The organism is Polynucleobacter corsicus, from assembly GCF_018688255.1.
In the GTDB taxonomy this organism is placed as follows: domain Bacteria; phylum Pseudomonadota; class Gammaproteobacteria; order Burkholderiales; family Burkholderiaceae; genus Polynucleobacter; species Polynucleobacter corsicus.
In genome coordinates, this window is record NZ_CP061314.1 from 1 (window position 1) to 23829 (window position 23829).

At 45.7% G+C, this 23829-nt stretch carries 24 protein-coding genes; all 24 read left to right on the top strand.

Annotated elements, in window-relative coordinates; genetic code table 11:
- Entirely contained in the window at positions 1-1425 is a 1425-nt protein-coding gene (dnaA, locus tag C2747_RS00005; protein WP_215331741.1) for a chromosomal replication initiator protein DnaA, read from the top strand.
- Between the two features lie 264 nt (positions 1426-1689).
- Complete coding sequence (gene dnaN, locus C2747_RS00010; protein ID WP_215331742.1) at positions 1690-2805, top strand: DNA polymerase III subunit beta; 1116 nt, start codon at positions 1690-1692, stop codon at positions 2803-2805.
- A gap of 11 nt (positions 2806-2816) precedes the next feature.
- Complete coding sequence (gene gyrB, locus C2747_RS00015; RefSeq protein ID WP_215331743.1) at positions 2817-5315, top strand: DNA topoisomerase (ATP-hydrolyzing) subunit B; 2499 nt, start codon at positions 2817-2819, stop codon at positions 5313-5315.
- Positions 5316-5320: 5 nt separating this feature from the next.
- On the top strand, positions 5321-5815 hold the full coding sequence (locus C2747_RS00020; protein WP_215331744.1) for an SET domain-containing protein: 495 nt from the start codon (positions 5321-5323) through the stop codon (positions 5813-5815).
- Between the two features lie 14 nt (positions 5816-5829).
- Positions 5830-6054 (top strand): DUF3717 domain-containing protein, encoded by a 225-nt coding sequence (locus tag C2747_RS00025; RefSeq protein ID WP_215331745.1) that lies wholly within the window; start codon positions 5830-5832, stop codon positions 6052-6054.
- Positions 6055-6131: 77 nt separating this feature from the next.
- Entirely contained in the window at positions 6132-6917 is a 786-nt protein-coding gene (locus C2747_RS00030) for an ABC transporter ATP-binding protein (protein WP_215331746.1), read from the top strand.
- Positions 6914-7618 carry an ABC transporter ATP-binding protein gene (locus C2747_RS00035; protein ID WP_215331747.1) on the top strand — a complete coding sequence of 235 codons (705 nt, stop codon included), beginning with the start codon at positions 6914-6916 and terminating at the stop codon, positions 7616-7618. The genes C2747_RS00030 and C2747_RS00035 overlap by 4 nt, the downstream gene beginning before the upstream one ends.
- A 22-nt stretch (positions 7619-7640) precedes the next feature.
- Positions 7641-8864, top strand: a complete 1224-nt coding sequence (locus C2747_RS00040; RefSeq protein WP_215331748.1) for an ABC transporter substrate-binding protein — start codon at positions 7641-7643, stop codon at positions 8862-8864.
- A gap of 17 nt (positions 8865-8881) precedes the next feature.
- Positions 8882-9802, top strand: coding sequence for a branched-chain amino acid ABC transporter permease (locus C2747_RS00045; protein ID WP_215331749.1), 921 nt, complete (start codon positions 8882-8884; stop codon positions 9800-9802).
- The gene (locus C2747_RS00050; protein ID WP_215331750.1) at positions 9803-10732 is read left to right on the top strand and encodes a branched-chain amino acid ABC transporter permease; all 930 of its coding nucleotides are present in this window, start codon (positions 9803-9805) and stop codon (positions 10730-10732) included.
- Between the two features lie 243 nt (positions 10733-10975).
- Complete coding sequence (mnmG, locus tag C2747_RS00055; protein ID WP_215331751.1) at positions 10976-12901, top strand: tRNA uridine-5-carboxymethylaminomethyl(34) synthesis enzyme MnmG; 1926 nt, start codon at positions 10976-10978, stop codon at positions 12899-12901.
- The gene (gene rsmG, locus C2747_RS00060) at positions 12894-13556 is read left to right on the top strand and encodes a 16S rRNA (guanine(527)-N(7))-methyltransferase RsmG (RefSeq protein WP_215331752.1); all 663 of its coding nucleotides are present in this window, start codon (positions 12894-12896) and stop codon (positions 13554-13556) included. Before mnmG ends, rsmG begins: the two co-directional genes overlap by 8 nt.
- A 24-nt stretch (positions 13557-13580) precedes the next feature.
- On the top strand, positions 13581-14351 hold the full coding sequence (locus C2747_RS00065) for a ParA family protein (RefSeq protein WP_215331753.1): 771 nt from the start codon (positions 13581-13583) through the stop codon (positions 14349-14351).
- Between the two features lie 20 nt (positions 14352-14371).
- The gene (locus tag C2747_RS00070; protein ID WP_433915522.1) at positions 14372-15262 is read left to right on the top strand and encodes a ParB/RepB/Spo0J family partition protein; all 891 of its coding nucleotides are present in this window, start codon (positions 14372-14374) and stop codon (positions 15260-15262) included.
- 68 nt (positions 15263-15330) lie between these two features.
- On the top strand, positions 15331-15825 hold the full coding sequence (locus C2747_RS00075; protein WP_215331755.1) for an ATP synthase subunit I: 495 nt from the start codon (positions 15331-15333) through the stop codon (positions 15823-15825).
- A 39-nt stretch (positions 15826-15864) separates the two neighbouring features.
- Positions 15865-16740 (top strand): F0F1 ATP synthase subunit A, encoded by an 876-nt coding sequence (gene atpB / locus C2747_RS00080; RefSeq protein ID WP_215331756.1) that lies wholly within the window; start codon positions 15865-15867, stop codon positions 16738-16740.
- 45 nt (positions 16741-16785) lie between these two features.
- A complete protein-coding gene (gene atpE, locus C2747_RS00085; RefSeq protein WP_012357116.1) occupies positions 16786-17052 on the top strand; it encodes a F0F1 ATP synthase subunit C in 267 nt (88 codons plus the stop codon).
- 63 nt (positions 17053-17115) lie between these two features.
- Positions 17116-17586 carry a F0F1 ATP synthase subunit B gene (locus C2747_RS00090; RefSeq protein WP_215331757.1) on the top strand — a complete coding sequence of 157 codons (471 nt, stop codon included), beginning with the start codon at positions 17116-17118 and terminating at the stop codon, positions 17584-17586.
- Position 17587: 1 nt separating this feature from the next.
- The gene (locus C2747_RS00095) at positions 17588-18124 is read left to right on the top strand and encodes a F0F1 ATP synthase subunit delta (protein ID WP_215331758.1); all 537 of its coding nucleotides are present in this window, start codon (positions 17588-17590) and stop codon (positions 18122-18124) included.
- Between the two features lie 45 nt (positions 18125-18169).
- The gene (gene atpA / locus C2747_RS00100) at positions 18170-19711 is read left to right on the top strand and encodes a F0F1 ATP synthase subunit alpha (RefSeq protein ID WP_215305616.1); all 1542 of its coding nucleotides are present in this window, start codon (positions 18170-18172) and stop codon (positions 19709-19711) included.
- A 17-nt stretch (positions 19712-19728) separates the two neighbouring features.
- Positions 19729-20598, top strand: coding sequence for a F0F1 ATP synthase subunit gamma (atpG, locus tag C2747_RS00105; RefSeq protein ID WP_215331759.1), 870 nt, complete (start codon positions 19729-19731; stop codon positions 20596-20598).
- A gap of 55 nt (positions 20599-20653) precedes the next feature.
- Positions 20654-22054: a F0F1 ATP synthase subunit beta gene (gene atpD / locus C2747_RS00110; RefSeq protein ID WP_215331760.1), complete on the top strand. Its 1401-nt coding sequence runs from the start codon at positions 20654-20656 to the stop codon at positions 22052-22054.
- 21 nt (positions 22055-22075) lie between these two features.
- Positions 22076-22492, top strand: a complete 417-nt coding sequence (locus tag C2747_RS00115) for a F0F1 ATP synthase subunit epsilon (RefSeq protein ID WP_215331761.1) — start codon at positions 22076-22078, stop codon at positions 22490-22492.
- A 9-nt stretch (positions 22493-22501) separates the two neighbouring features.
- Positions 22502-23620 carry a uroporphyrinogen decarboxylase gene (gene hemE / locus C2747_RS00120; RefSeq protein WP_215332998.1) on the top strand — a complete coding sequence of 373 codons (1119 nt, stop codon included), beginning with the start codon at positions 22502-22504 and terminating at the stop codon, positions 23618-23620.
- Positions 23621-23829: the final 209 nt, after the last annotated feature.

A 23829-nucleotide genomic window follows, 5' to 3' on the forward strand; every position in this document is an offset into this window, starting at 1 on the left:
ATGAGCAACCTACAGAATCCTATTACTTTGAACTCACCTAGCCCACTGGGGTTTTGGGACGGCGCACTTGGCGCGCTTGCTCGCGAGCTTTCCCCCCAACAATTTAAAACTTGGATCCAGCCCCTGAGCCTAGTTTCTTTCGATGAAAGTGAGCAATCACTCATTGTAGGAGCGCCGAATAGATTTAAGCTCGACTGGATTAAGAAAACCTTCTCTGACCGCCTTCAAAAGTTGGCAGACCAATATTTTGGTCATCCAATCAACCTCAGTTTTGTACTCAGTGTTGAGGGGGCGAGCGCCCAAGCAGCCCAGCTCAACACAAGTCGGGAGCTGCCCGTGCAGCAAGAGCCCGAGGTGATTGCAGATAACAATTCCACCGAGGAGCAGGCTTTTGAGATTGAAGATCACTCCAAACTGAATCCCAACCTTACTTTTGATACATTTGTTACTGGTAAGGCAAATCAATTGGCTCGGGCTGCGTCGATCCAGGTTGCCCATAACCCAGGAACCTCCTACAACCCCATGTTTTTGTATGGTGGGGTGGGTTTGGGTAAAACCCACCTGATTCATGCAATTGGCAACCACCTTTTAAAAGAAAAGCCTGGCGCCCGGATTCGCTATATTCATGCCGAGCAGTATGTCTCTGACGTAGTTAGAGCTTATCAACAGAAGGCATTTGATCGCTTTAAACGCTACTACCACTCCCTGGACCTACTATTAATTGATGACATTCAATTTTTTAGCGGTAAATCCAGAACTCAAGAGGAGTTTTTTTACGCCTTTGAGGCACTTTTAAGCAATAAAGCCCAAGTCATCATCACAAGTGATACCTACCCAAAAGAGATGGCTGGGATTGATGACCGCCTTATCTCCCGATTTGATTCAGGCTTAACGGTGGCTATTGAGCCGCCAGAGCTAGAAATGCGGGTTGCCATCTTGATGAAAAAGGCTTTGAGTGAGGGCATCCCCATGAGTGAGGATGTGGCCTTCTTTGTTGCTAAACATCTTAGATCTAACGTACGAGAATTGGAGGGCGCGCTAAGGAAGATTTTGGCTTTTGTTCGTTTCCACGGTAAAGAAGTCACAATTGAAGTGGCTCGCGTGGCCTTAAAGGACCTTTTATCAATACAAAATCGGCAAATTTCAGTCGACAATATACAAAAAGCAGTGGCCGACTTTTATAGCATCAAGGTTGCTGACATGTATTCCAAGAAGCGCCCAGCAAACATAGCTCGTCCGAGGCAAATTGCTATGTTTATGGCAAAAGAATTAACCCAAAAAAGCCTCCCAGAAATTGGTGAGTTATTTGGGGGGCGGGATCACACAACCGTTTTACACGCTGTGCGGAAGATTGGCGAAGAGCGCTCTCATGACGGTCAACTTAACCATGAAATCCATGTTATTGAACAAACCCTAAAATCTTAAGTTTTTGCTTGTGGATAAGGTTGTGGATAGCTCAATGAATAAGTTTGTGGATTGTATGTGGATAAATTGTGGAAAGATAGCGCTTCATGCAAAAATAGGGTGTTGATAAAAAGTTATCCAAGATTTATGCACGGCTTATACAGGGGTTTTCCACAGGTTTACTTTGTTTTAATGGATTGTTTTATATAAGGTTTTTGACTTATCCACCGAAATAACAAGCTTTACTACTACTACTAATAAGATATATACAAGGATTTAAAAGCAATGCAACTCGTAAACACTTCAAGGGATAGTTTATTAAAACCACTTCAGGTTGTTAGTGGCATTGTTGAACGTCGACACACTTTACCGATCTTGGCAAATTTGTTGTTTAAGAAACAAGGTGACAAGGTGTCGTTTATCTCGACTGATATAGAAATTCAAATTACAACCAACGCCAATTTTGGTGTTGGTGCAGAGGATGTAACCACAACGGTAGCTGCAAGAAAGTTGCTTGATATTTTGCGAGCGCTTCCAGAGGGGCCCGTAGCCTTAAATCTTAAAGACAACAAAATGGTTGTGCAAAGCGGAAAAAGCCGCTTTTCTTTACAAACACTTTCTGCAGCCGAGTTTCCGGTTATGCAAAGTGTTGGTGAAGTAACGGCGAGCTGGAGAATGACTCAAAAGAGTTTTCGCCAATTGGTTAGTCAAGTTCATTTCGCCATGGCGCAACAGGACATTCGTTATTACCTTAATGGGATGTTGTTGGTTGTTGAGGGTAAACAGGTAATTGCTGTGGCTACTGATGGCCATCGCTTGGCGTATTCTCAAGTTGAGTTGGCCGAAGCCCCGTTAGGCTCTGGGCAGAGACAAGAAATCATTATTCCTCGCAAAACTATTCTTGAGTGTCAACATCTACTTGAAGATTCGGATGAGATATTGGAAATGAGTCTTACATCCAATCAAGTGAAGTTCACCTTCGGCGACATTGAGTTGATTTCAAAACTAGTTGAGGGTAAGTTCCCTGATTTTCAAAGAGTGATCCCTAAGGGTCATAAAAATTCATTAGTCGTAGGACGTGATGTTTTGCAATCCGCACTACAACGCGCTGCAATTTTGACAACCGACAAATTTAAAGGTGTACGTTTTTCTTTGTCACCAAACCGAATCACAGTTCAATCAACCAACGCCGAGCAAGAAGAGGCGCAAGAGGAGATTGAAACTGAATACAGCGGTGATGAGGTTGAAATTGGTTTTAATGTAAGTTATTTATTAGATGTTTTATCAAACCTGAAGAATGAAAAAATTCAAATTAGTTTAGGTGATGCCAACAGTAGTGCGGTTATTACCTTACCCGGTTCTGAAGACTTCAAGTATGTTGTGATGCCAATGCGTATTTAATTTAGAAAAAAATGACTGAAGAAAAAAAAGTTGTAGAGCAGTATGGTGCATCATCAATTCAAATCTTAGAAGGTCTTGAGGCTGTTCGCAAACGCCCAGGAATGTACATTGGAGACACCTCTGATGGCACGGGCTTGCACCACTTAGTTTTTGAGGTTTTAGATAACTCGATTGATGAAGCGCTTGCAGGCTATTGCTCTGAAATTACCGTTGTCATTCAAACTGACAATTCCATTTCTATAGTCGATAACGGCCGTGGTGTTCCAACAGGCATTAAATACGACGACAAGCACAAGCCAAAAAGAAGTGCTGCAGAAATTGTGATGACGGAGTTGCATGCCGGTGGTAAGTTTGATCAAAATAGTTATAAGGTTTCCGGTGGTTTACATGGCGTAGGTGTTAGTTGCGTAAACGCACTCTCTAAATGGCTAAAGCTGACCATTCGTCGCGATGGTAAAGCGCATTACATGGAGTTCGCGCGTGGCGTTATTCAAAATCGCAACATTCAAGAAGAAAATGGGGTTGCTACATCGCCAATCACCGTTATTGGTGACACGACTTTGTCTGGTACAGAGGTTCACTTTTTAGCCGATGAAACCATTTTTGGAAACATCGAGTTTCATTATGAAATACTGGTTAAGCGTATCCGCGAACTTTCGTTTTTAAATAATGGCGTTCACATCAAACTAATTGATCAACGCTCTGGTCAAGAAGAAGATTTTGCGTTTTCTGGTGGTGTAAAGGGCTTTGTTGAATACATCAACCAAACAAAAAACGTTTTGCATCCCAATATTTTTTACGCTGAAGGTATCCGCCCATCAGATTTGGGTGGCAACATCACGGCTGAAGTATCAATGCAATGGAACGATAGTTTTAGTGAGCAAGTTTTGTGTTTTACCAATAACATCCCCCAACGTGACGGTGGTACCCATCTAACAGGATTGCGCGCAGCCATGACACGCGTGATCAACAAATACATTGATGAGCACGAGGTTGCAAAAAAAGCGAAGGTAGAAATTTCTGGCGACGATATGCGCGAAGGCCTTGCTTGCGTATTGTCTGTCAAGGTCCCAGAGCCAAAGTTCTCAAGCCAAACAAAAGACAAGTTAGTGTCTAGTGAGGTTCGTGGCCCAGTAGAGGAGATTGTTGCTGAGGCTCTGAGCGCGTATTTACAAGAGCGCCCAGCTGACGCTAAGATTTTGTGCGGAAAAATTGTAGATGCTGCGCGCGCTCGCGAAGCAGCCCGCAAAGCTCGTGATATGACTCGTCGCAAAGGTGTTTTAGATGGCCTGGGGCTCCCTGGAAAGTTGGCAGATTGCCAAGAAAAGGACCCCACAAAATCGGAGTTGTTTATTGTTGAGGGAGATTCCGCGGGCGGCTCTGCAAAGCAGGGACGAGACCGTCGCTTCCAGGCGATTCTTCCTCTCAAAGGAAAAATCCTGAATGTGGAGAAGGCGCGCTTCGACAAAATGCTGGCAAGCCAAGAGGTGGTTACTTTAATTACTGTGCTTGGGACTGGCATTGGCGCTGAAGAATATAAGGCCGACAAACTCCGTTACCATCGCATTATCATCATGACCGACGCGGACGTAGATGGAAGCCACATACGCACGCTTTTACTCACCTTCTTCTATAGACAGATGCCTGAGTTAATTGAGCGTGGCCACATCTATATTGCTCAACCACCTCTATACAAGGTGAAGTTTGGCAAAAACGAGCAGTACATTAAAGATGACGTCGAACTCAATCAATTACTCTTGAAAATTGCTCTTGAGTCAGCATCACTTCAAACCCCAGCAGGTGAAATCATTGAAGGCGCCGCATTGGACGAGCTGGCCAAACACTATCAAGTGATTCAATCTATTGTTGATCGTCTATCACGAACTATTGATGAAGATGCTTTGCGCGCCATTGCTTCTGGCACCCAGTTGAATTTAGATACAGAAAATTCAGCCCAAGAGTCCGCTGGCCGCTTGCGTATCGCGCTCGCAGAATCTTTAAATCCTCTGGCGCTTCCACCTGAAATTATTGTTCAAAAAGAAGAGCGTACAGATCGCTACAAGCTGCTGTTATCTCGCCGTATTCATGGCAACTTGAAATTGTCAGCCATTAACTCTGATTTTGTTCATGGTGATGACTATCAAAGCCTAGCTAATGCGGCTGCAGTTTTATCTGGCAAGGTCTTGCCTGGCTCGAAGGTGCGCCGCGGAGATCCAGATAAAAACCAAAAGGAACAGGCTATTCAAAACTTTAGGGCTGCTTTTGCGTGGCTACTTTCTGAGGCCGAGCGCGTTCTTAGTCGTCAGCGCTACAAGGGACTTGGTGAGATGAATCCTTCCCAGTTGTGGGAAACCACAATGGATGCTGGATCACGCACCCTGCTCCAAGTCAAAATTGAAGATGCCATTACTGCAGACCAAGTCTTTACTACCCTAATGGGTGATGAGGTTGAGCCGCGCCGCGCCTTTATTGAAAAAAATGCCTTAATTGCGCGTAATTTGGATGTTTGATTTAAATGAGTAAAAAGAAATTAGCCGCTCCTAAAATTGATCGTTCGCGCATTGTTGTCAAGTCTTCACCCATTCATGGAAAAGGTGTTTTTGTTGCTAAGCCAATTAAAAAAGGTGATGCCATCATTGAGTACAAAGGTGAGCGAATTAGTTGGAAGTTGGCAGAAAAGCGCCACCCACATGACCCTAAAGACCCAAACCATACTTTTTACTTTTCACTAGAAGATGGCCGTTGTATTGATGCGAAGTATGGTGGAAACGCTGCTCGCTGGATTAATCATTCTTGCAAGCCGATTTGTGAAACCCAGGAGGACAGCTTCGGTGGCGAGCCTCGTGTATTTATCTATGCCAAAAGAGATCTTAAAGTGGGTGAGGAACTTTTTTACGACTACTCCCTTGGGGTTGATGGTCGCCTTACTAAGCAAATGAAAAAAGATTATGAGTGCCGGTGTGGCGCTAAAAAATGTCGGGGCACCATGCTGTCTCTCGACAAAAAATAAATTCTTATTTCAACATGTTGTTTATTACCATTCAGGATTTAGAGGCCGCCATTAATTATTGGCGCAGCCAATCGCCCGCAATTGGTGAAGAGCTTCACTTGTGTCCAGAGGCCGCCGCTCTTGCAAAGCCGTATGCTCTTATGATTGTTCAGGGCGCCCAAAGAGTTCCTATGGATGTTTTGGATGAGGTAGCAAGATTGGCAACCCAAAAGTTTTTAAACGCTATCCAAACAAGTTAATCAATACACCCTCAACGTTTTTAGGGTTATCGCTATATTAGTCAGCTCCCTCTTAGGGTATTCTCAAACTCTTGCCTATGGATGGGTATAAGGATTTGAGTTTGCAAGAAACAATATTAAAAACAATTGGCCTTGGAAAGACTTTCAAGGGCTTTTCCGCCGTAAGTGATGTCAACCTAGATGTCGCTCGGGGAACTATTCACGCCCTTATTGGGCCCAATGGCGCAGGCAAAACAACCTGTTTTAATCTTCTTACTAAGTTTTTGGAGCCCTCCAGCGGCCAGATTTTATTTAATGGCTTCGACATCACCAAAGAACGACCGGCTCAAATAGCGCGTCGTGGGGTTGTCCGCTCATTCCAAATTTCAGCTGTTTTTCCACACCTTACTGTTTTAGAGAATGTTCGTGTTGCACTGCAGCGAGGATTGGGTACCGAATTTCATTTTTGGAAGTCTGGAAACTCACTAAACGTGCTCAATGAGCGAGCTGAACAACTTTTGTTAGAGGTGGGTTTGGCAGACTTTGCTTATGAAGAAACTCTAAATCTAGCCTATGGTCGCAAAAGAGCTTTAGAAATTGCCACCACCATGGCAATGGAGCCTGAATTAATGTTGTTGGATGAGCCAACGCAGGGTATGGGGCATGAGGATGTGGAGCGCGTTACCGAGTTAATTGATCGGGTTGCTAAAGGTCGAACCATTCTGATGGTTGAGCACAATATGAAGGTGGTTTCTTCCATAGCGGACCGCATCACGGTATTACAGCGAGGCTCAGTGTTGGCCGAGGGCTCCTACCAAGAGGTTTCCAACAACCCCTTGGTGATTGAGGCCTATATGGGCAGCCATGGGAGTGATGACCTATGAGCACGATGGCGCTGGAGGTTAAAAACGTCGAGTCTTGGTATGGCGAGTCCCACATTCTTCATGGTGTAAATTTTGCTGTTCGTGATGGTGAGGTGGTTACTCTTCTGGGTCGCAATGGCGCTGGTCGCAGCACTATTTTAAAAACCATTTTGGGGTTGACTAGTAAAAGAACGGGCTCAGTAGAAATTTATGGCAACCAAACCATCGCAATGCCAACTTACAAAATTGCCCGATTGGGTGCTGGTTATTGCCCCGAAGAGCGCGGCATTTTTGCCAGCTTAAGTGCTGAGGAGAACCTGTTGCTCTTGCCAGAAATTGCTCCTGGTGGCATGGGCTTGGATGAGATCTATGAAATGTTTCCCAATTTGTACGAGCGACGCAATAGCCCCGGTACAAGACTATCGGGCGGTGAGCAGCAAATGCTCGCAATGGCACGCATTCTGAGAACGGGCGCAAAACTACTGTTGTTGGATGAGATTACTGAAGGCTTGGCGCCGGTGATTGTTCAAAAGTTAGGTGAGGTTGTTACCAATCTGCGGAACAAGGGTTTTACGATTGTGTTGGTGGAGCAAAACTTCCGCTTCGCCGCCCCTTTGGCAGATCGGCATTATGTGGTTGAGCATGGCAATGTAGTTGAGGTTGTCAATCAAAGTGAGCTTAAGGAAAAAGCAAGCTTATTAAATGAGTATCTTGGTGTTTAGTGGCTATTTATAGGAGACATAAATGAAGTTAAAGCAAATTACCGCGTGCCTGGTTGCGGCAACCTTTTTTGGTTCAAACCCAGCGTTTTCACAAACCACCAAAGTCAGCGGTGATGTAGTCAAGATTGGTGTTTTGACCGACCTCTCCTCAATCTACTCTGATCTCGCCGGCCCTGGCGCTGTGATTGCGGCAAAAATGGCCATTGCTGATTTTTCAAAAGACGGCACGGTGATTGGTAAAAAAATTGAGTTAGTTAGCGCTGATCATCAAAACAAAGCAGATATTGCTGCAAACAAGGCGCGTGAGTGGTACGATAAAGACGGTGTCGATGCGATTGTTGAACTGGTATCTACCAATGTTGCGCTTGCGGTAATGGAAGTGGCTGAGCAAAAAAATAAAATTACTTTAGTTTCTGGTGCTGGTTCGGTCACTATTACAAATGAAAAATGCACCCCAAACAACGTGCATTGGGCTTATGACACCTATGCACTCTCAAACGGTACGGGTAAGGCGGTTGTTAAGCAGGGTAAAAAGAATTGGTACTTCATTACTGCCGATTACGCCTTCGGTGCCGCATTGGAGAAAGATGCTACTGCAGTGGTAACGGCCAATGGCGGTAAGGTGTTGGGCACCAGCAAGCACCCGTTTCCAAACAGCGACTTCTCTTCATATCTCTTAAAGGCTCAGGCTAGTGGCGCCGATGTGGTTGCATTAGCAAACGCAGGCCAAGACACGATTAACTCTGTGAAGCAGGCCTCAGAGTTTGGTATCAATAAAAAACAAACCGTTGTTCCTTTGTTGATGTTTATTTCCGATGTTCACTCTTTGGGCTTAAATGCTGCGCAAGGCATGTACCTAACTGAGGGCTTCTATTGGGACAAAGATGACAAGACACGCGCGTTCTCTAAGCGTTTCATCTTGCAACATAAGCGCATGCCAACCATGGTTCAGGCCGGCGTGTATTCGTCTGTTTTGGCTTATTTGAATGCAGTTAAAAAAGCGGGCACTGACGATACTCAAGCAGTAATGAAGGTGTTGAAATCCGCCAATATTGACGATGGTTTGTTTAAAGGAAAAATCCGCGCTGATGGTAAGTTTGAGCATGACATGTACTTACTAGAAGTGAAGAAGCCATCCGAATCCACCAGCCCTTGGGATTATTACAATGTCCGAGCTGTGATTCCTGCTGCAGAGGCCACCCAACCACTTTCATTGTCAAAATGTAAATTGGTTACCAACAAGTAATTTATTTCTAATTAAGTATGTTTGAACTTCTTGGTATAACCCCACAAGGGCTGGTTGCTCAGCTCTTAGTGGGACTTATTAATGGCTCCTTCTATGCCATTTTGAGTTTGGGTCTAGCCATTATTTTTGGCCTACTCAACATCATTAATTTTTCCCATGGTGCCCAGTACACCATGGGAGCTTTTGTTGCGTGGATTGGTTTGACTCAAGTTGGTCAATGGTTTGGTTTTCCTGAGTTTTCAATTAATTATTGGTTTGCATTAATTTTGGTGCCCTTGGTGATGGCGGGCTTTGGTTTGATTCTTGAGCGCACAATGCTCAAGCGCCTGTACCATCTTGATCACCTTTATGGCCTGTTATTAACTTTTGGATTGGCTCTGATTATTGAGGGTATGTTCCGCCATTGGTATGGAATTTCTGGTGAGAGTTATCCAGCCCCTGAATTATTACAAGGCGTTATTCCACTAGAGTCGATCGGCATTATTTTGCCGAAATATCGTTTGTGGGTAGTGGTCGCCTCTTTAGTGGTCTGTTTCTCCACCTGGTACGTCATTGAGAGAACAAAGCTGGGTTCTTATCTTCGCGCCGGAACTGAAAATCCTAAATTGCTTCAGGCGTTTGGTATCAACGTCCCCTTAATGATTTCTTTGGCCTATGCATACGGCGTTGGCCTAGCTGGTTTTGCTGGCGTTTTGGCTGCACCGATTTTTCAAGTTAATCCATTGATGGGTTCGAACTTAATTATTGTAGTTTTTGCGGTGGTGGTGATTGGTGGAATGGGCTCGATTATGGGATCCATTTTGACTGGCCTTGCTTTGGGTTTAATCGAAGGCCTAACCAAAGTGTTTTATCCAGAAGCATCGGGCGTAGTAATTTTTGTGATCATGGCAATTGTGTTGCTCATTCGTCCCGCTGGACTTTTCGGCCGGGAGAAATAAGTGAGCTCAAAAATAAAACTGCTTTATGGCATTTTGGTTTTAATTGCCTTGTTGCTACCCTTTCAGGACTTTATCTATCTTGTTTTTGCAATGAAGGTGTTGTGTTTCGCACTTTTCGCTTGTGCGTTTAATTTGTTGCTAGGCTTCACAGGACTTCTTTCTTTTGGGCACGCTGCATTCTTTGGCACCTCCGCTTACATCACTGCCCATCTTTGCAAAGAAGTCGGCCTATCCCCAGAATTGGGAATTGTGCTTGGGGTATTAAGCTCAGGGGTTTTGGGGTTCTTAATTGGCTCTTTAGCAATTCGCCGGCAAGGAATTTATTTTGCGATGGTGACACTGGCCCTTTCTCAAATGGTTTACTTTCTAGCTGTGCAGCTTCCGTTCACTGGCGGTGAAGATGGTATTCAAGGCGTGCCACGCGGCATGTTGTTTGGTTTGATTGATTTAAAAGACGACGTCAGTATGTACTACTTTGTGCTGGCTATTTTCTTGCTTGGATTTGCGTTAATCGTACGTACTGTGCACTCCCCTTTTGGCCAGGTCTTAAAAGCGATTCGGGAAAATGAACCTCGCGCAGTTTCTTTGGGCTATGACGTTGATCGTTTCAAACTCATCTCTTTTGTAATTTCAGCTGCACTCGCGGGCCTCGCGGGTTCTTTGAAAACCCTAGTCTTTCAGTTAGCAACATTGACTGATGTCCATTGGCATATGTCGGGCGAAGTTGTCTTAATGACTCTCTTGGGTGGCATGGGAACCATTCTTGGTCCGGTAGTTGGTGCGGGCATTGTGGTTGGTTTGCAAAACTATCTAGCTAATATTGGATCTTGGAGCACCATTGCAACCGGATTTATTTTTGTGATTTGTGTTTTGGCCTTCCGTCGAGGCGTTGTTGGTGAAATCACCCACTTTTTTAAGAACAAGAACTAACTCGTTTTTTCTAATGAGTTCTTAGTGCGGCGCTTCGGCGCCGTACTCTTTTAAGACTCTCTGTTTTCCGTTCTAAGGAAGACGCTACTTTGGGCGGTGTGTATTTTGACCCTTTATTATATAAATATTCAATTAAATCAATAGCTTACATAATAATGATTGCCTATGTTGTTATTAAGGAGTGGATTTGTTTCACGTGAAACCTACAAAATGCTATGATCATCGCCCTATCTGAGGCAAATCATGCGTTATTCAAAGAACTTCGATGTCATTGTGGTTGGCGGCGGTCACGCCGGCACTGAGGCCGCGCTTGCAGCTGCTCGCATGGGATGCGATACCCTTCTTGTAACTCATAGTATTGAGAGTCTGGGTGCTATGAGCTGCAACCCTTCAATCGGTGGGATTGGCAAAGGCCACTTGGTTAAGGAGATTGATGCCATGGGCGGCGCTATGGCGGCCGCAACTGACGAGGCGGGCATTCAGTTTCGGATCTTAAATTCAAGCAAGGGCCCCGCTGTCCGTGCAACCCGCGCACAGGGGGATCGTGTTTTGTATAAGGCTGCGATTCGTCGTCGTCTCGAAAACCAAGAAAACTTGACCCTTTTCCAGGCTGCCGTAGATGACCTCCTGGTTCAGGGTGATGAAGTTCGGGGTGTGGTTACGCAGATGGGCCTGACGTTTATAGCCAAGAAGGTGGTGCTAACTGCTGGCACATTCTTGGATGGGAAGATTCACGTTGGTTTAAATAATCATGCTGGGGGTCGAGCTGGCGATCCGGCCGCCGCCTCTTTGTCGGCTAGATTGAGAGAGTTGAAGCTTCCCCAGGGAAGATTAAAGACTGGTACCCCACCCCGTATTGATGGGCGAACTATTGATTTCTCGGTGATGTTAGAGCAGCCAGGAGATTTGGATCCGGTCCCTGTTTTTTCCTATTTAGGTCGGCCTGAGCAGCATCCCAAGCAAGTACCTTGCTGGATTTCCCATACAAATGAACAAACACACGACATTATTCGGGGTGGTTTAGACCGTTCCCCGATGTATACCGGCGTTATTGAGGGGGTTGGCCCACGCTATTGCCCTTCTATTGAGGACAAGATCCATCGCTTTGCCTCCAGAAATAGCCACCAAATCTTTTTAGAGCCTGAGGGCCTAACAACAAATGAGTTTTACCCCAACGGCATTTCTACTAGCCTGCCGTTTGATGTTCAATGGGATTTGGTGCGCAGCATTCGTGGCCTAGAGGCTGCGGTAATTGTGCGTCCTGGCTATGCTATTGAGTACGATTTCTTTGATCCGCGCCATTTGCGCCATAGCTTAGAGACTAAGGCAATTGCAGGCCTGTACTTTGCTGGTCAGATTAATGGCACAACGGGCTATGAGGAGGCTGCTGCCCAGGGCATGCTTGCTGGCATTAATGCCGGTTTGGCGGCGCAAGGTAAAGAGCCTTGGTTGCCTAAGCGCAGCGAGTCCTATATTGGTGTTTTAGTGGATGATCTTATTACCTTAGGCGTCCAAGAGCCCTATCGCATGTTTACAAGCCGTGCAGAATACCGCCTGAGCCTGCGTGAAGATAATGCGGATCTGCGCCTCACCACTATTGGACGTGAACTAGGCTTAGTAGATGATTACCGCTGGAATACGTTTTGCAGGAAACAAGAGGCTGTTTCACGTGAAACAGCCCGTTTAAAAGATATTTGGATCGGCCCAAAACATGGATCAGCAAAGGCTGTTTCTGAGCTCTTGGGCCAAGACTTGTCGCACGAGTGCACTTTAGCCGACCTTTTAAGGCGTCCTGGCATTACTTATGAGGCAGTTACCAGCCTGTCTGAGGGCCTTTGGTCGCCGGGAACGCTGGATGACGATTTAGGTTTGGCACAGCAAATTAGCGACCAGGTTGAGGTTTCTATCAAATACCAAGGCTACATAGAGAGGCAAGCTGTGGAGATTGCTCGGCAAGAGCATAACGAGACCTTTCCGCTGCCAGAAACTTTGGATTACACCCAAGTAGTCGGCCTATCTAAAGAGGTGCAGCAAAAACTCAATCTGCATAGGCCGGGCACCTTGGGTCAGGCTGGCAGAATATCTGGAGTTACGCCTGCGGCCCTCTCCTTACTGTTGGTACATCTTAAAAAAGGTCTAGGCCGCACCCAAGAAGAAGTTCATGAGTAATGATTTGGTCTCTTTGGGGATTGAGAGTTTAGGCCTTAATCTGAGCTCTGCCAATATCGCGGATTTAGAGCTTTTCTTGCAGGAAATGGGCCGCTGGAACCAAGTGCACAATTTGACTGCGATTGAGGGTGAGAAGAACTCCATTCGATTGCATCTTATTGATTCTATTACAGTTTTACCAGTAATGCGCCGCTTTTTGGGCATACCAAATCCCAAAATTGCAGATCTTGGTTCGGGCGGCGGCTTGCCTGCAATCCCGATTGCTATTTTGCAGCCGGACTGGCACGTGACTTTGATTGAGGCTATTCGTAAAAAGACGGCTTTTTTGCAGCATGTGCGCGGTAAGCTGGGTTTAAAGAACATCCAGGTCTTGAGCGAGCGCGTTGAAGCGGTGGCCAAATCACAGCCAGGGCAGTTTGATGCGGTGATTTCTAGGGCATTTACTAATCTTGCCCACTTTCTAGAGCTTTCTCTTCCCCTTCTCAAGCCCGATGGATTGGTGTTTGCAATGAAGGCAAGGCGGGCAGATGAAGAGTTGCAGGACGTTTGCATGGATGACTGGCGTCTGGTGGCCGATGAGCCCCTAGAGATCCCGAATTTAGCGGTGGAGCGCCGACTTTTGGTCTTATCCCCCGTGAGAAAATTACCCCTTTAAAGCACGACAATTTTAAGAAAAATTATGGCCAAAATATTCTGTATTGCAAATCAAAAAGGCGGCGTTGGTAAAACGACTACTGCCGTGAATTTGGCCGCTGGTTTAGCTGGACACCAGCAACGTGTTTTATTGGTGGATTTGGATCCACAAGGTAATGCGACGATGGGCTCAGGAATTGAAAAAGCAGATCTCAACAGCACTGTGTACCAAGTCTTGATCGGACTTTCGACAGTAAAAGAATCTGCAGTACCTTGCGAGAGTTCTGGCTATGATGTGTTGCCAGCAAATCGCGATTTAGCTGGCGCAGAAATTGAGTTGGTAGATTTAGATTCACGCGAACAAAGATTGAAAGATGCGCTTGCTCTTGTTGCGAATGACTACGACTTTATTTTGATTGACTGTCCTCCTGCACTATCTTTGTTAACGCTCAATGGATTATGTGCAGCGAATGGCGTCATCGTACCAATGCAGTGTGAATACTTTGCATTAGAAGGCCTCTCGGATTTAGTGAACACGATTAAGCAAGTTCACGCAAACTTAAATCCTGATTTAGTGATTATCGGTTTATTGCGCGTGATGTTTGATCCGCGCATGACTTTGCAACAACAAGTTTCTGATCAATTGCTTGAGCACTTTGGCGACAAAGTATTTAAGAGCATCATTCCCCGCAACGTCCGCCTGGCAGAAGCCCCGTCCTACGGCCTTCCTGGGGTGGCGTTTGATAAGACATCGCGTGGTGCCAAAGCCTACTTGGAGTTTGGCGCTGAGATGATTGAGCGCATTAAGCAAATGTAAAACCTAGGAACAATAAAAATATTATGGTTGCAATCAAGAAAAAAGGTTTAGGTCGTGGCTTAGAGGCACTTCTCGGCGATAAGGCACAAAAAGAAACCACAGCTGAAATTAATCGTTTGCCATTAAGCGCATTGCAGGCTGGCAAATATCAGCCGCGTCAAAAAATGGAAGCGGGTGCATTGCAAGAGTTGGCCGAAAGTATTCGCGAGCAAGGTGTGATGCAGCCCTTGTTAGTGCGTTTGGTTGCCCCTGGAAAATACGAAATTATTGCTGGTGAGCGTCGCTTTCGTGCGGCAACTTTGGCCGGCTTAAAAGAGGTGCCTGTATTAGTTTCTGGAGCGAATGATCAAGCTGCTGCTGCAATGGCTTTAGTTGAGAATATGCAGCGCGAAGATTTAAATCCGCTGGAAGAGTCTCAAGGCCTCGCTAGGTTGATTGAGGAGTTTGGTTTTACGCATGAGCAAGCAGCAAAAGCAGTTGGTAAATCACGTAGCGCCGTGAGTAATTTATTGCGTTTAAATCAACTGGCAAAACCAGTGCAAGCCATGCTCTTGGCCGGCGATATTGATATGGGTCATGCCCGCGCTCTATTACCCCTGCCGGGAGCCAGCCAAGTCGCTTTGGCACAAAGAATTGCAGCCCAGGGCCTATCCGTTCGTGAAGCCGAGAGAATGGCTACTGCCCTAGCGCTTGCTGGCGGTCAAATTGGGGACAAGAAAGCTAAAACCAAGGCGGAGGGCGGCGCACCAAGCCGCGATCCAGACATGCGTCGCTTAACTCAAGAAATCGCCGATTTAATAGGCTTAAATGCAGAATTTAAGTTTAAGGGCAAAGGCGGCGAGCTCAGAATCCGCTTTAGCCAATTTGATGAGCTGGATTCTTTGTTAAAAAAGCTGGGCGTCGAGGCTTAAAAGGCTTAAAAAATGACCCCAAAACATTTGACCTATTGCAGTGCACACATTAAACTCACGGGGCTAAATTGATTCCTCAAAAAAATCGATTTTCCGAGGCAGGTGACTGGGATGAATCTGAAGAAGAGACATACCGGGTTGTAAGTAAAGAGGAGATGAGGGCGCTGCAAGCAAGCAATGCCCTTAATTACCCCCCACTGTCGCCATGGAAGATTTTGGCTGCGCAAATAGTGCTCACTGCGTTCAGTATGGTGTTTTGGTCCTTTTTTGGGGACTCGATTGGGATAAACCTTTATACTCAGTCGGCCTTTTTAGGTGGTTTAACTAGCGTTTTGCCTTCGGCCCTGTTTTTAATCAGGTTGGAGTTGGCAAAAAAAACGCAAGTCTTAAATCCAGGGAATTATTTGACGGCATTGGTTTCAGGCGAATTTATCAAAATCGTCGTTACATTGATGCTGTTTTTGGGGATTGCATATTGGGTCCCGGGCGTATTTTGGGTCCCTTTATTGGTGACTTATGTACTTGCCCTTAAGTGTGTTTGGCTGGCGTGGTTGTGGCGCTAAGAGTAATAAACGAGATTGAATCTAAGGACTAGTTAAGAGATGTCTAGCGAAGTAAACCAAGCCCACGCGGCAGCCGAGCAAATGACGCCAACAGCGTATATCTCAGAGCATTTACAAAACCTTAACAATATTGGGTCCGCCCAAACCTCGATCATTGATTTCAGTGTTATCAATTTAGACACTATCTTTTGGGCTTCCCTGATGGGTTTGCTCACGGTATTTATTTTGTTGATCGCAGCGCGTCGTGCAACCCCAGGTGTGCCGGGCCGCTTCCAGTGTTTTATCGAAATGATTGTGGAGATGGCCGAGACACAATCTAAAAGCATTGTTCATGGTGATCGCTCTTTCATTGCGCCGCTTGCCTTATTTGTATTCTTTTGGATCATCCTCTTAAATACCCTCGATTTGATTCCTGTAGATTGGGTGTTGGGCGTTAATCATTTCATCGAAAGTTTTGGTGTTCACGTTCCACACCATAAGGTGGTACCCACAACCGATCTGAATGCCACCATGGGCATGTCCATGTCTGTATTGCTTTTGGTTTTCTTCTATAGCTTTAAGGTCAAGGGTTTTGGTGGCTTCTTACACGAATTGGTATCAGCACCATTTGGCGCAAAGTGGTACTTAGCCCCCTTCAACCTCGCTTTGAACATTATCGAATATCTTGCTAAGGGCGTTTCATTAGGAATGCGATTGTTCGGCAATATGTATGCCGGCGAATTGGTTTTCTTATTGATCGCATTGCTAGGTAGCGTGTGGACATTTAATTTAGATTTATCCCTGTTCGGATTGGTGGGCCATGTTATTGCTGGATCAGCTTGGGCCATCTTCCACATTTTGGTTATTTTGTTGCAAGCCTTTATTTTCATGATGTTGACTTTGGTCTACATCGGGCAAGCGCATAGCCACCACTAAGATTTTTATTTTTAACTTATCTCTTTAACTTCAGGAGTCAGCAACATGCAACAATTTCTCGCAAATATTCAAGGTTTCACAGCAATCGCTATCGGCATCATCATCGGCCTCGGCGCGATCGGTGCTTGTTTAGGTATTGCATTGATGGGCGGCAAGTACATCGAAGCTTGCGCACGTCAACCAGAATTGATGGAGCCACTCCAAACTAAGATGTTTCTTTTGGCTGGTTTGATCGACGCTGCGTTTTTGATCGGCGTTGGTGTTGCAATGTTGTTTGCCTTCGCAAACCCACTGCTCGCAGTTATTAAGTAATTGTTTTGGCGTGGATGACCACCGGGTCATCCAACCGTTCTTAACAATACTGAAAGGAATATCGTGAATCTGAACGCGACCCTATTCGCGCAAATGATCGTTTTCTTCGTCTTATGGTGGGTTGTTGCACGCTTTGTGTGGCCACCGCTAGTTAAGGCGTTAGATGAGCGTTCAAGCAAAATTGCTGACGGCTTAGCGGCTGCCGAGCGTGGTAAAGAAGCACTCGCATTAGCAAGCAATGAAGCAGAGCAAGAATTATCTAAAGCACGCCAAGAAGGTGTGCAGCGTGTTGCAGAAGCAGAAAAACGTGCACAAATGTCCGCTGAAGAAATTCGCGCAAATGCACAAGCTGAAGCAGCCCGTATTATTTCTCAAGCTAAGCAAGATGCAGATCAACAAGTTACTCGTGCCCGTGAAGTATTGCGCGCCGAAGTCGCTGTGTTGGCTGTTAAAGGCGCAGAGCAAATTTTGCGTCGTGAAGTGGATGCAAAAGCCCACGGCGCATTGCTTGATCAATTAAAGGCAGAACTTTGATATGGCTGAATTAGCCACGATTGCACGCCCTTATGCTGAAGCACTTTTTCAAAGTGCCAAGCCTGCTGAGTTTGCTACTTGTTTAGAGCAGTTAAATGAATTGGCGCAGCTTGCTGCATTGCCAGAAGTTGCTGCTTTATCAAATAATCCAAAAGTATCTGCAGCTGACGTAAGCAAGCTGCTGTCTGGCATGGTGAAGACTAAGCTGGATAGTAAAGTCACCAGTTTTTTAAGTCTTGTAAATCAAAGCCATCGCCTATCAGCCATGCCTGAAATTGCTCTTCAGTTTGAGGCAATGAAGAATCAGAGCGAAGGTGCAGCAGAAGTAATGATTACTAGCGCATTCCCATTAGAGGGTTCTGCGTTAAATGATTTGTTGTCAAGTTTGAAGAAACGCTTTGGGGGCAAAGAATTGCGCCCAACTATCCAAGTAGATCCAGAATTGATTGGCGGAGTTCGCATTCAAGTTGGAGATGAGGTAATGGATAGTTCAGTTAAGGCACAGCTGGCTCAAATGCAAGCAAGTCTTGGCGCATAAGTTATCCCTATTAAGAACATACGAAATAAGACCCAGGAGTAAGTAATGCAACTCAACCCTTCCGAGATCAGTGAACTGATCAAAAGCCGAATTAGCGAAATGGGTGTTGATTCCCAACTTCGTAACGAAGGCACTGTAATTTCAGTGACCGACGGTATTTGCCGCGTACACGGCTTATCTGGTGTTATGCAGGGCGAGATGTTGGAGTTCCCGAACAACACCATCGGCCTCGCTTTGAACCTTGAGCGTGATTCAGTTGGTGCCGTAGTGTTGGGTGAGTACACCCATATTAAAGAAGGCGACCCAGTTAAATGTACTGGTCGTATTTTGGAAGTTCCAGTTGGCCCAGAGTTGCTCGGTCGCGTTGTAAACGCACTAGGTCAGCCGATTGATGGCAAGGGCCCAATCAATACCAAGTTAACTGACTTTATCGAAAAAGTTGCTCCAGGCGTTATCGCTCGTCAATCCGTTAGCCAGCCAGTTCAAACTGGCTTGAAGGCGATTGATGCAATGGTTCCAATCGGCCGTGGCCAGCGCGAGCTGATCATTGGTGACCGTCAAACAGGTAAGACAGCAGTTGCAGTTGACGCGATCATTAACCAAAAAGGTAAAGGCGTTTATTGCGTTTACGTTGCGATTGGTCAAAAAGCCTCTACTATTGCTAACGTTGTGCGCAAGCTCACTGAGCTCGGCGCAATGGAATACACCGTTGTTGTAGCAGCAAGTGCTTCTGAGTCTGCAGCGATGCAGTACCTCTCTGCATATGCAGGTTGCACAATGGGTGAATACTTCCGCGATCGTGGTGAAGATGCGCTGATCGTTTACGATGATTTAACAAAACAAGCGGTTGCATATCGTCAGATTTCTTTGCTCTTGCGTCGCCCACCAGGCCGCGAAGCTTACCCTGGCGATGTGTTCTATCTCCACTCACGTTTACTTGAGCGCGCTGCTCGTGTGAATGCTGAATATGTTGAGAAATTTACAAATGGTTCAGTAAAAGGTAAGACGGGTTCTTTGACTGCATTGCCAATTATTGAGACTCAAGCTGGCGACGTTTCTGCATTCGTTCCGACTAACGTGATTTCGATTACTGACGGTCAGATCTTCTTGGAAACCGACTTGTTTAATGCTGGCGTACGTCCTGCGATTAACGCCGGTATTTCTGTGTCACGCGTTGGTGGCGCAGCTCAGACTAAAGTGATCAAAAAATTGTCCGGCGGTATTCGTACCGACTTAGCTCAGTATCGTGAATTAGCAGCGTTTGCACAGTTTGCATCTGATCTTGATGATGCAACGCGTAAACAACTCGAGCGCGGTAAGCGTGTTACTGAGTTGTGTAAACAGGCGCAGTACAAGCCTTTGCAGGTTTGGGAAATGGCCGCCTCACTTTATGCCATGAACAACGGCTACTTTGATGATCTTGAAGTAAAGCATGTATTGGCATTTGAAAAAGGCTTACAAGATCATTTGAAATCAAAATACGCTGATTTAGTTGGCCGTATTGAAGAGACCAAAGACTTGAGCAAAGATGATGAAGCTGCTTTGCGTTCCGCGATTGAGGATTACAAGCGTTCAGCCTCTTTCTAAGAGGGCTCGCATAAATCATGGCAAGCACAAAAGAGATACGATCTAAGATCAAGAGCGTGCAAAATACGCGCAAGATCACGAAGGCAATGGAAATGGTCGCCGCATCCAAGATGCGTCGCGCCCAAGAGCGCATGCGTAACGCGCGTCCTTATGCTGAAAAAATTCGTGAGATTGTTGCCAATCTTTCAAAAGCAAATCCTGAGTTCCGCCCTGCTTACATGGCGACTCGTGATGTAAAGAAAATTGGCACGATTTTGGTTACAACAGACAAAGGTTTATGCGGCGGACTAAACACCAACGTATTGCGTCTGATTGCAAACCAAGTGCGCGATATGCAAGGCAGCAATATTGATATTGAATACACTGCTATCGGCTCGAAAGGCCTCCAGTTTTTGAACCGTTCAAAAGCAAAACTGATTTCTCAAACAACTCAAATTGGCGATACGCCACACATGGATGTGTTGATTGGTGCAATTACTGCCCAGTTAGAAGCGTTTGAGCGCGGCGAAATTGATGCTGTTTATTTGGCATATAACCGCTTTGTAAATGCAATGAAACAAGAGCCTGTTTTAGAAAAACTCTTACCACTGGAGCCAGTTGCATTGACTCCAGAAGAGAAGGCAGCAAATTCTTGGGATTACATCTACGAACCTGATGCGGAGTCCATCTTGAATGGCTTGCTCAAGCGTTATGTAGAAGCAATGATTTATCAAGCTGTTGCTGAAAACATGGCTTCAGAACAATCTGCACGAATGGTCTCAATGAAGGCCGCTTCAGATAATGCGAAGAATGTGATTGGCGAATTGCAATTGGTGTACAACAAAACACGACAGGCTGCTATTACTAAAGAGTTGTCAGAGATTGTTGGCGGAGCGGCTGCGGTTTAAGCGGTCAGCGTTTAGGAATACGAAAGAATTCAGGAATTAAAAGCGGAGAAATGCGATGAGTAACGGAAATATCGTGCAGTGTATCGGTCCAGTGGTGGACATTCAGTTCCCACGTGACAACATGCCAAACATTTATGAAGCCTTGACATTAGTTGAGAGCGGAGAAAAATCATTTGCTGAAAAAGGTTTGACCTTTGAAGTTCAGCAACAAATTGGTGATGGCGTAGTTCGCGCAATTGCTATGGGTGCTAGTGATGGATTACGTCGCGGCATGCAAGTAAAGTCGACTGGTGCTCCAATTTCCGTACCTGTTGGTCCAGCAACATTGGGCCGCATTATGGATGTTTTAGGCCGCCCAATTGACGATGCAGGTCCCATTGCTACTGAAGAGCGTCGCGCTATTCACCAGCCAGCACCAAAGTTTGATGAACTCTCACCATCCGTTGACTTGTTAGAAACCGGTATTAAGGTTATTGACTTAGTTTGCCCATTTGCCAAAGGCGGTAAGGTTGGTTTGTTCGGCGGCGCGGGTGTTGGTAAGACCGTAAACATGATGGAATTGATTAACAACATCGCTAAGCAACACTCGGGCTTATCTGTGTTTGCTGGTGTTGGTGAGCGTACTCGTGAAGGCAATGACTTCTATCACGAGATGAAAGAATCTAACGTTGTAGATAAAGTAGCGATGGTGTTTGGTCAGATGAACGAGCCTCCAGGCAACCGTTTGCGTGTTGCGTTGACTGGTTTGACAATGGCTGAAGCTTTCCGTGACGAGGGCCGTGACATTTTGTTCTTCGTCGATAACATTTATCGCTACACACTCGCCGGTACTGAAGTATCAGCGTTGCTCGGTCGTATGCCATCTGCTGTGGGTTATCAGCCAACATTGGCTGAAGAGATGGGTAAGTTGCAAGAGCGTATTACTTCAACAAAGACTGGTTCTGTTACGTCTATTCAGGCCGTTTACGTTCCTGCGGATGACTTGACCGATCCATCACCAGCTACAACCTTCTTACACTTAGACTCCACAGTGGTGTTGTCACGTGATATTGCTGCTTTGGGTATTTATCCAGCAGTTGATCCACTGGACTCAACCAGCCGTCAGCTTGACCCACAAGTAGTTGGTCAAGAGCACTATGATGTGGCTCGTGAAGTTCAGATGACTTTGCAGCGTTACAAAGAGTTGCGCGACATTATTGCTATTTTGGGTATGGACGAGTTGTCACCAGAAGACAAATTAGCTGTGTCACGTGCACGTAAGATTCAACGTTTCTTGTCCCAGCCTTTCCACGTTGCTGAAGTATTTACTGGCTCACCAGGCAAATACGTTCCATTGAAAGAAACTATCCGTGGTTTCAAAATGATTTGCAGCGGAGAATTGGATCACTTGCCAGAGCAGGCGTTCTACATGGTGGGTTCAATTGATGAAGCCATCGAGAAAGCTAAGAAGCTTTAATCGAATTCATCTAGGGAAATTATGTCAACCATACGCGTCGATGTAGTAAGTGCTGAGCAATCTATTTTCAGCGGTGAAGCCAAGTTTGTAGCGCTTCCTGGAGAAAATGGTGAGCTCGGTATTTTACGCGGCCACACTCCTTTGATTACACGCATTCGTCCAGGCTCAGTTCGTATTGAAAAAGCTGATGGCGATGAAGAGTTTGTATTCGTTGCAGGTGGCTATTTAGAAGTGCAGCCGGATCATGTCACTGTATTGGCAGACACCGCTATTCGCGGTCATGACTTGGATGAAGCAAAAGCTATCGAAGCTAAGAAGCGCGCTGAAGAGGCTATGCAAAATCGTGGTACTGAATTTGATTTGGCTTTAGCTCAATCAGAGTTTGCCATGGCAGCAGCACAGCTGGCTGCGATTGCTCGTTTCCGTCGTAAAAAATAAGAATCGGACATTTCCTTGTTGTTAAATGACCGATTTTTAAAAGCCTGCTTGGGCGAAGCGGTTGATCAAACGCCGCTTTGGCTTATGCGTCAAGCGGGTCGCTACCTGCCGGAGTACAACGCAACCCGCGCAAGAGCTGGAAGCTTTCTTGGCCTAGCTAAAAATCCAGCCTATGCAACTGAGGTAACGCTTCAGCCACTGGATCGCTACCCATTAGATGCGGCGATTTTGTTCTCAGATATTTTGACCATTCCAGATGCAATGGGTTTGGGTCTGAAATTTACAGCAGGTGAAGGACCCAGTTTTGACCACCCCCTTCGCACGGAAGAGGCGGTAAAAAAATTACGCGTTGCAGATATGGATCAGCTCAAATATGTTTTTGATGCTGTGTCAGAAATTCGCAAGGCACTGATTCAAGATGGTAAGCAGCGCGTTCCGCTGATTGGTTTTTCTGGCAGCCCATGGACATTGGCTTGCTACATGATTGATGGTTCGGGCTCCGACGATTTTCGTCATGCCAAGACTATGATGTTTAGTCGCCCAGATTTGCTTGAGCATATTCTGGAGATTAATGTGCAGTCCGTGGCTGCTTATTTAATTGAGCAAGTTAAGGCAGGTGCACAAGCACTCATGATCTTTGATACCTGGGGAGGCTTACTTCCCGATGGTTGGTATCAGCGCATGTCTTTGGCTGCTATGCAAAAAGTGATTGCACTATTACCTCGTGAACATGAGGGGCGCAAGATCCCAATCATTATGTTCACTAAAGGCGGCGGTATTTGGTTAAATGACATGGCGCAAATTGGGGCAGATGTTATTGCGATTGACTGGACAATGCGCTTAAGCCGTGCTCGTCAGCAGCTTTTAGATGTCAACAAACCGCTGGCTTTGCAGGGCAACCTAGATCCGCTAATTTTGTTCTCAGAACCAAAACAAGTTGCAGCTGCTGCCGAGGGCCTCTTGAATGACTTAGCGGGAGCTCCTGCATTAAAGCCTGGTTTGCATCCCCTCGATGGCCATATTTTTAATCTAGGGCACGGCATTAACCAATTTACCCCACCCGAAAATGTGGCGGCGCTCTCTGAAGCTGTAATCAATCACTCAAAAGCCTTGCGCACAAAGCAATAACTATAAGTAATTGCTAACTTAGGCCGGTATTTTGGTAAAAGTTATGCACAGAAATGTGCAAAATAAAAAATACAGTGAGATTCGTAAGAATTATGAATCTTTACCTTATTAATTGGCTTTAAGTCATTGATTAATATAGAAAATTAATAAAATATTGATTTTCTGTCTACGATGGCATTCCTATAAAATAACTATAGAAACGCAAAGCA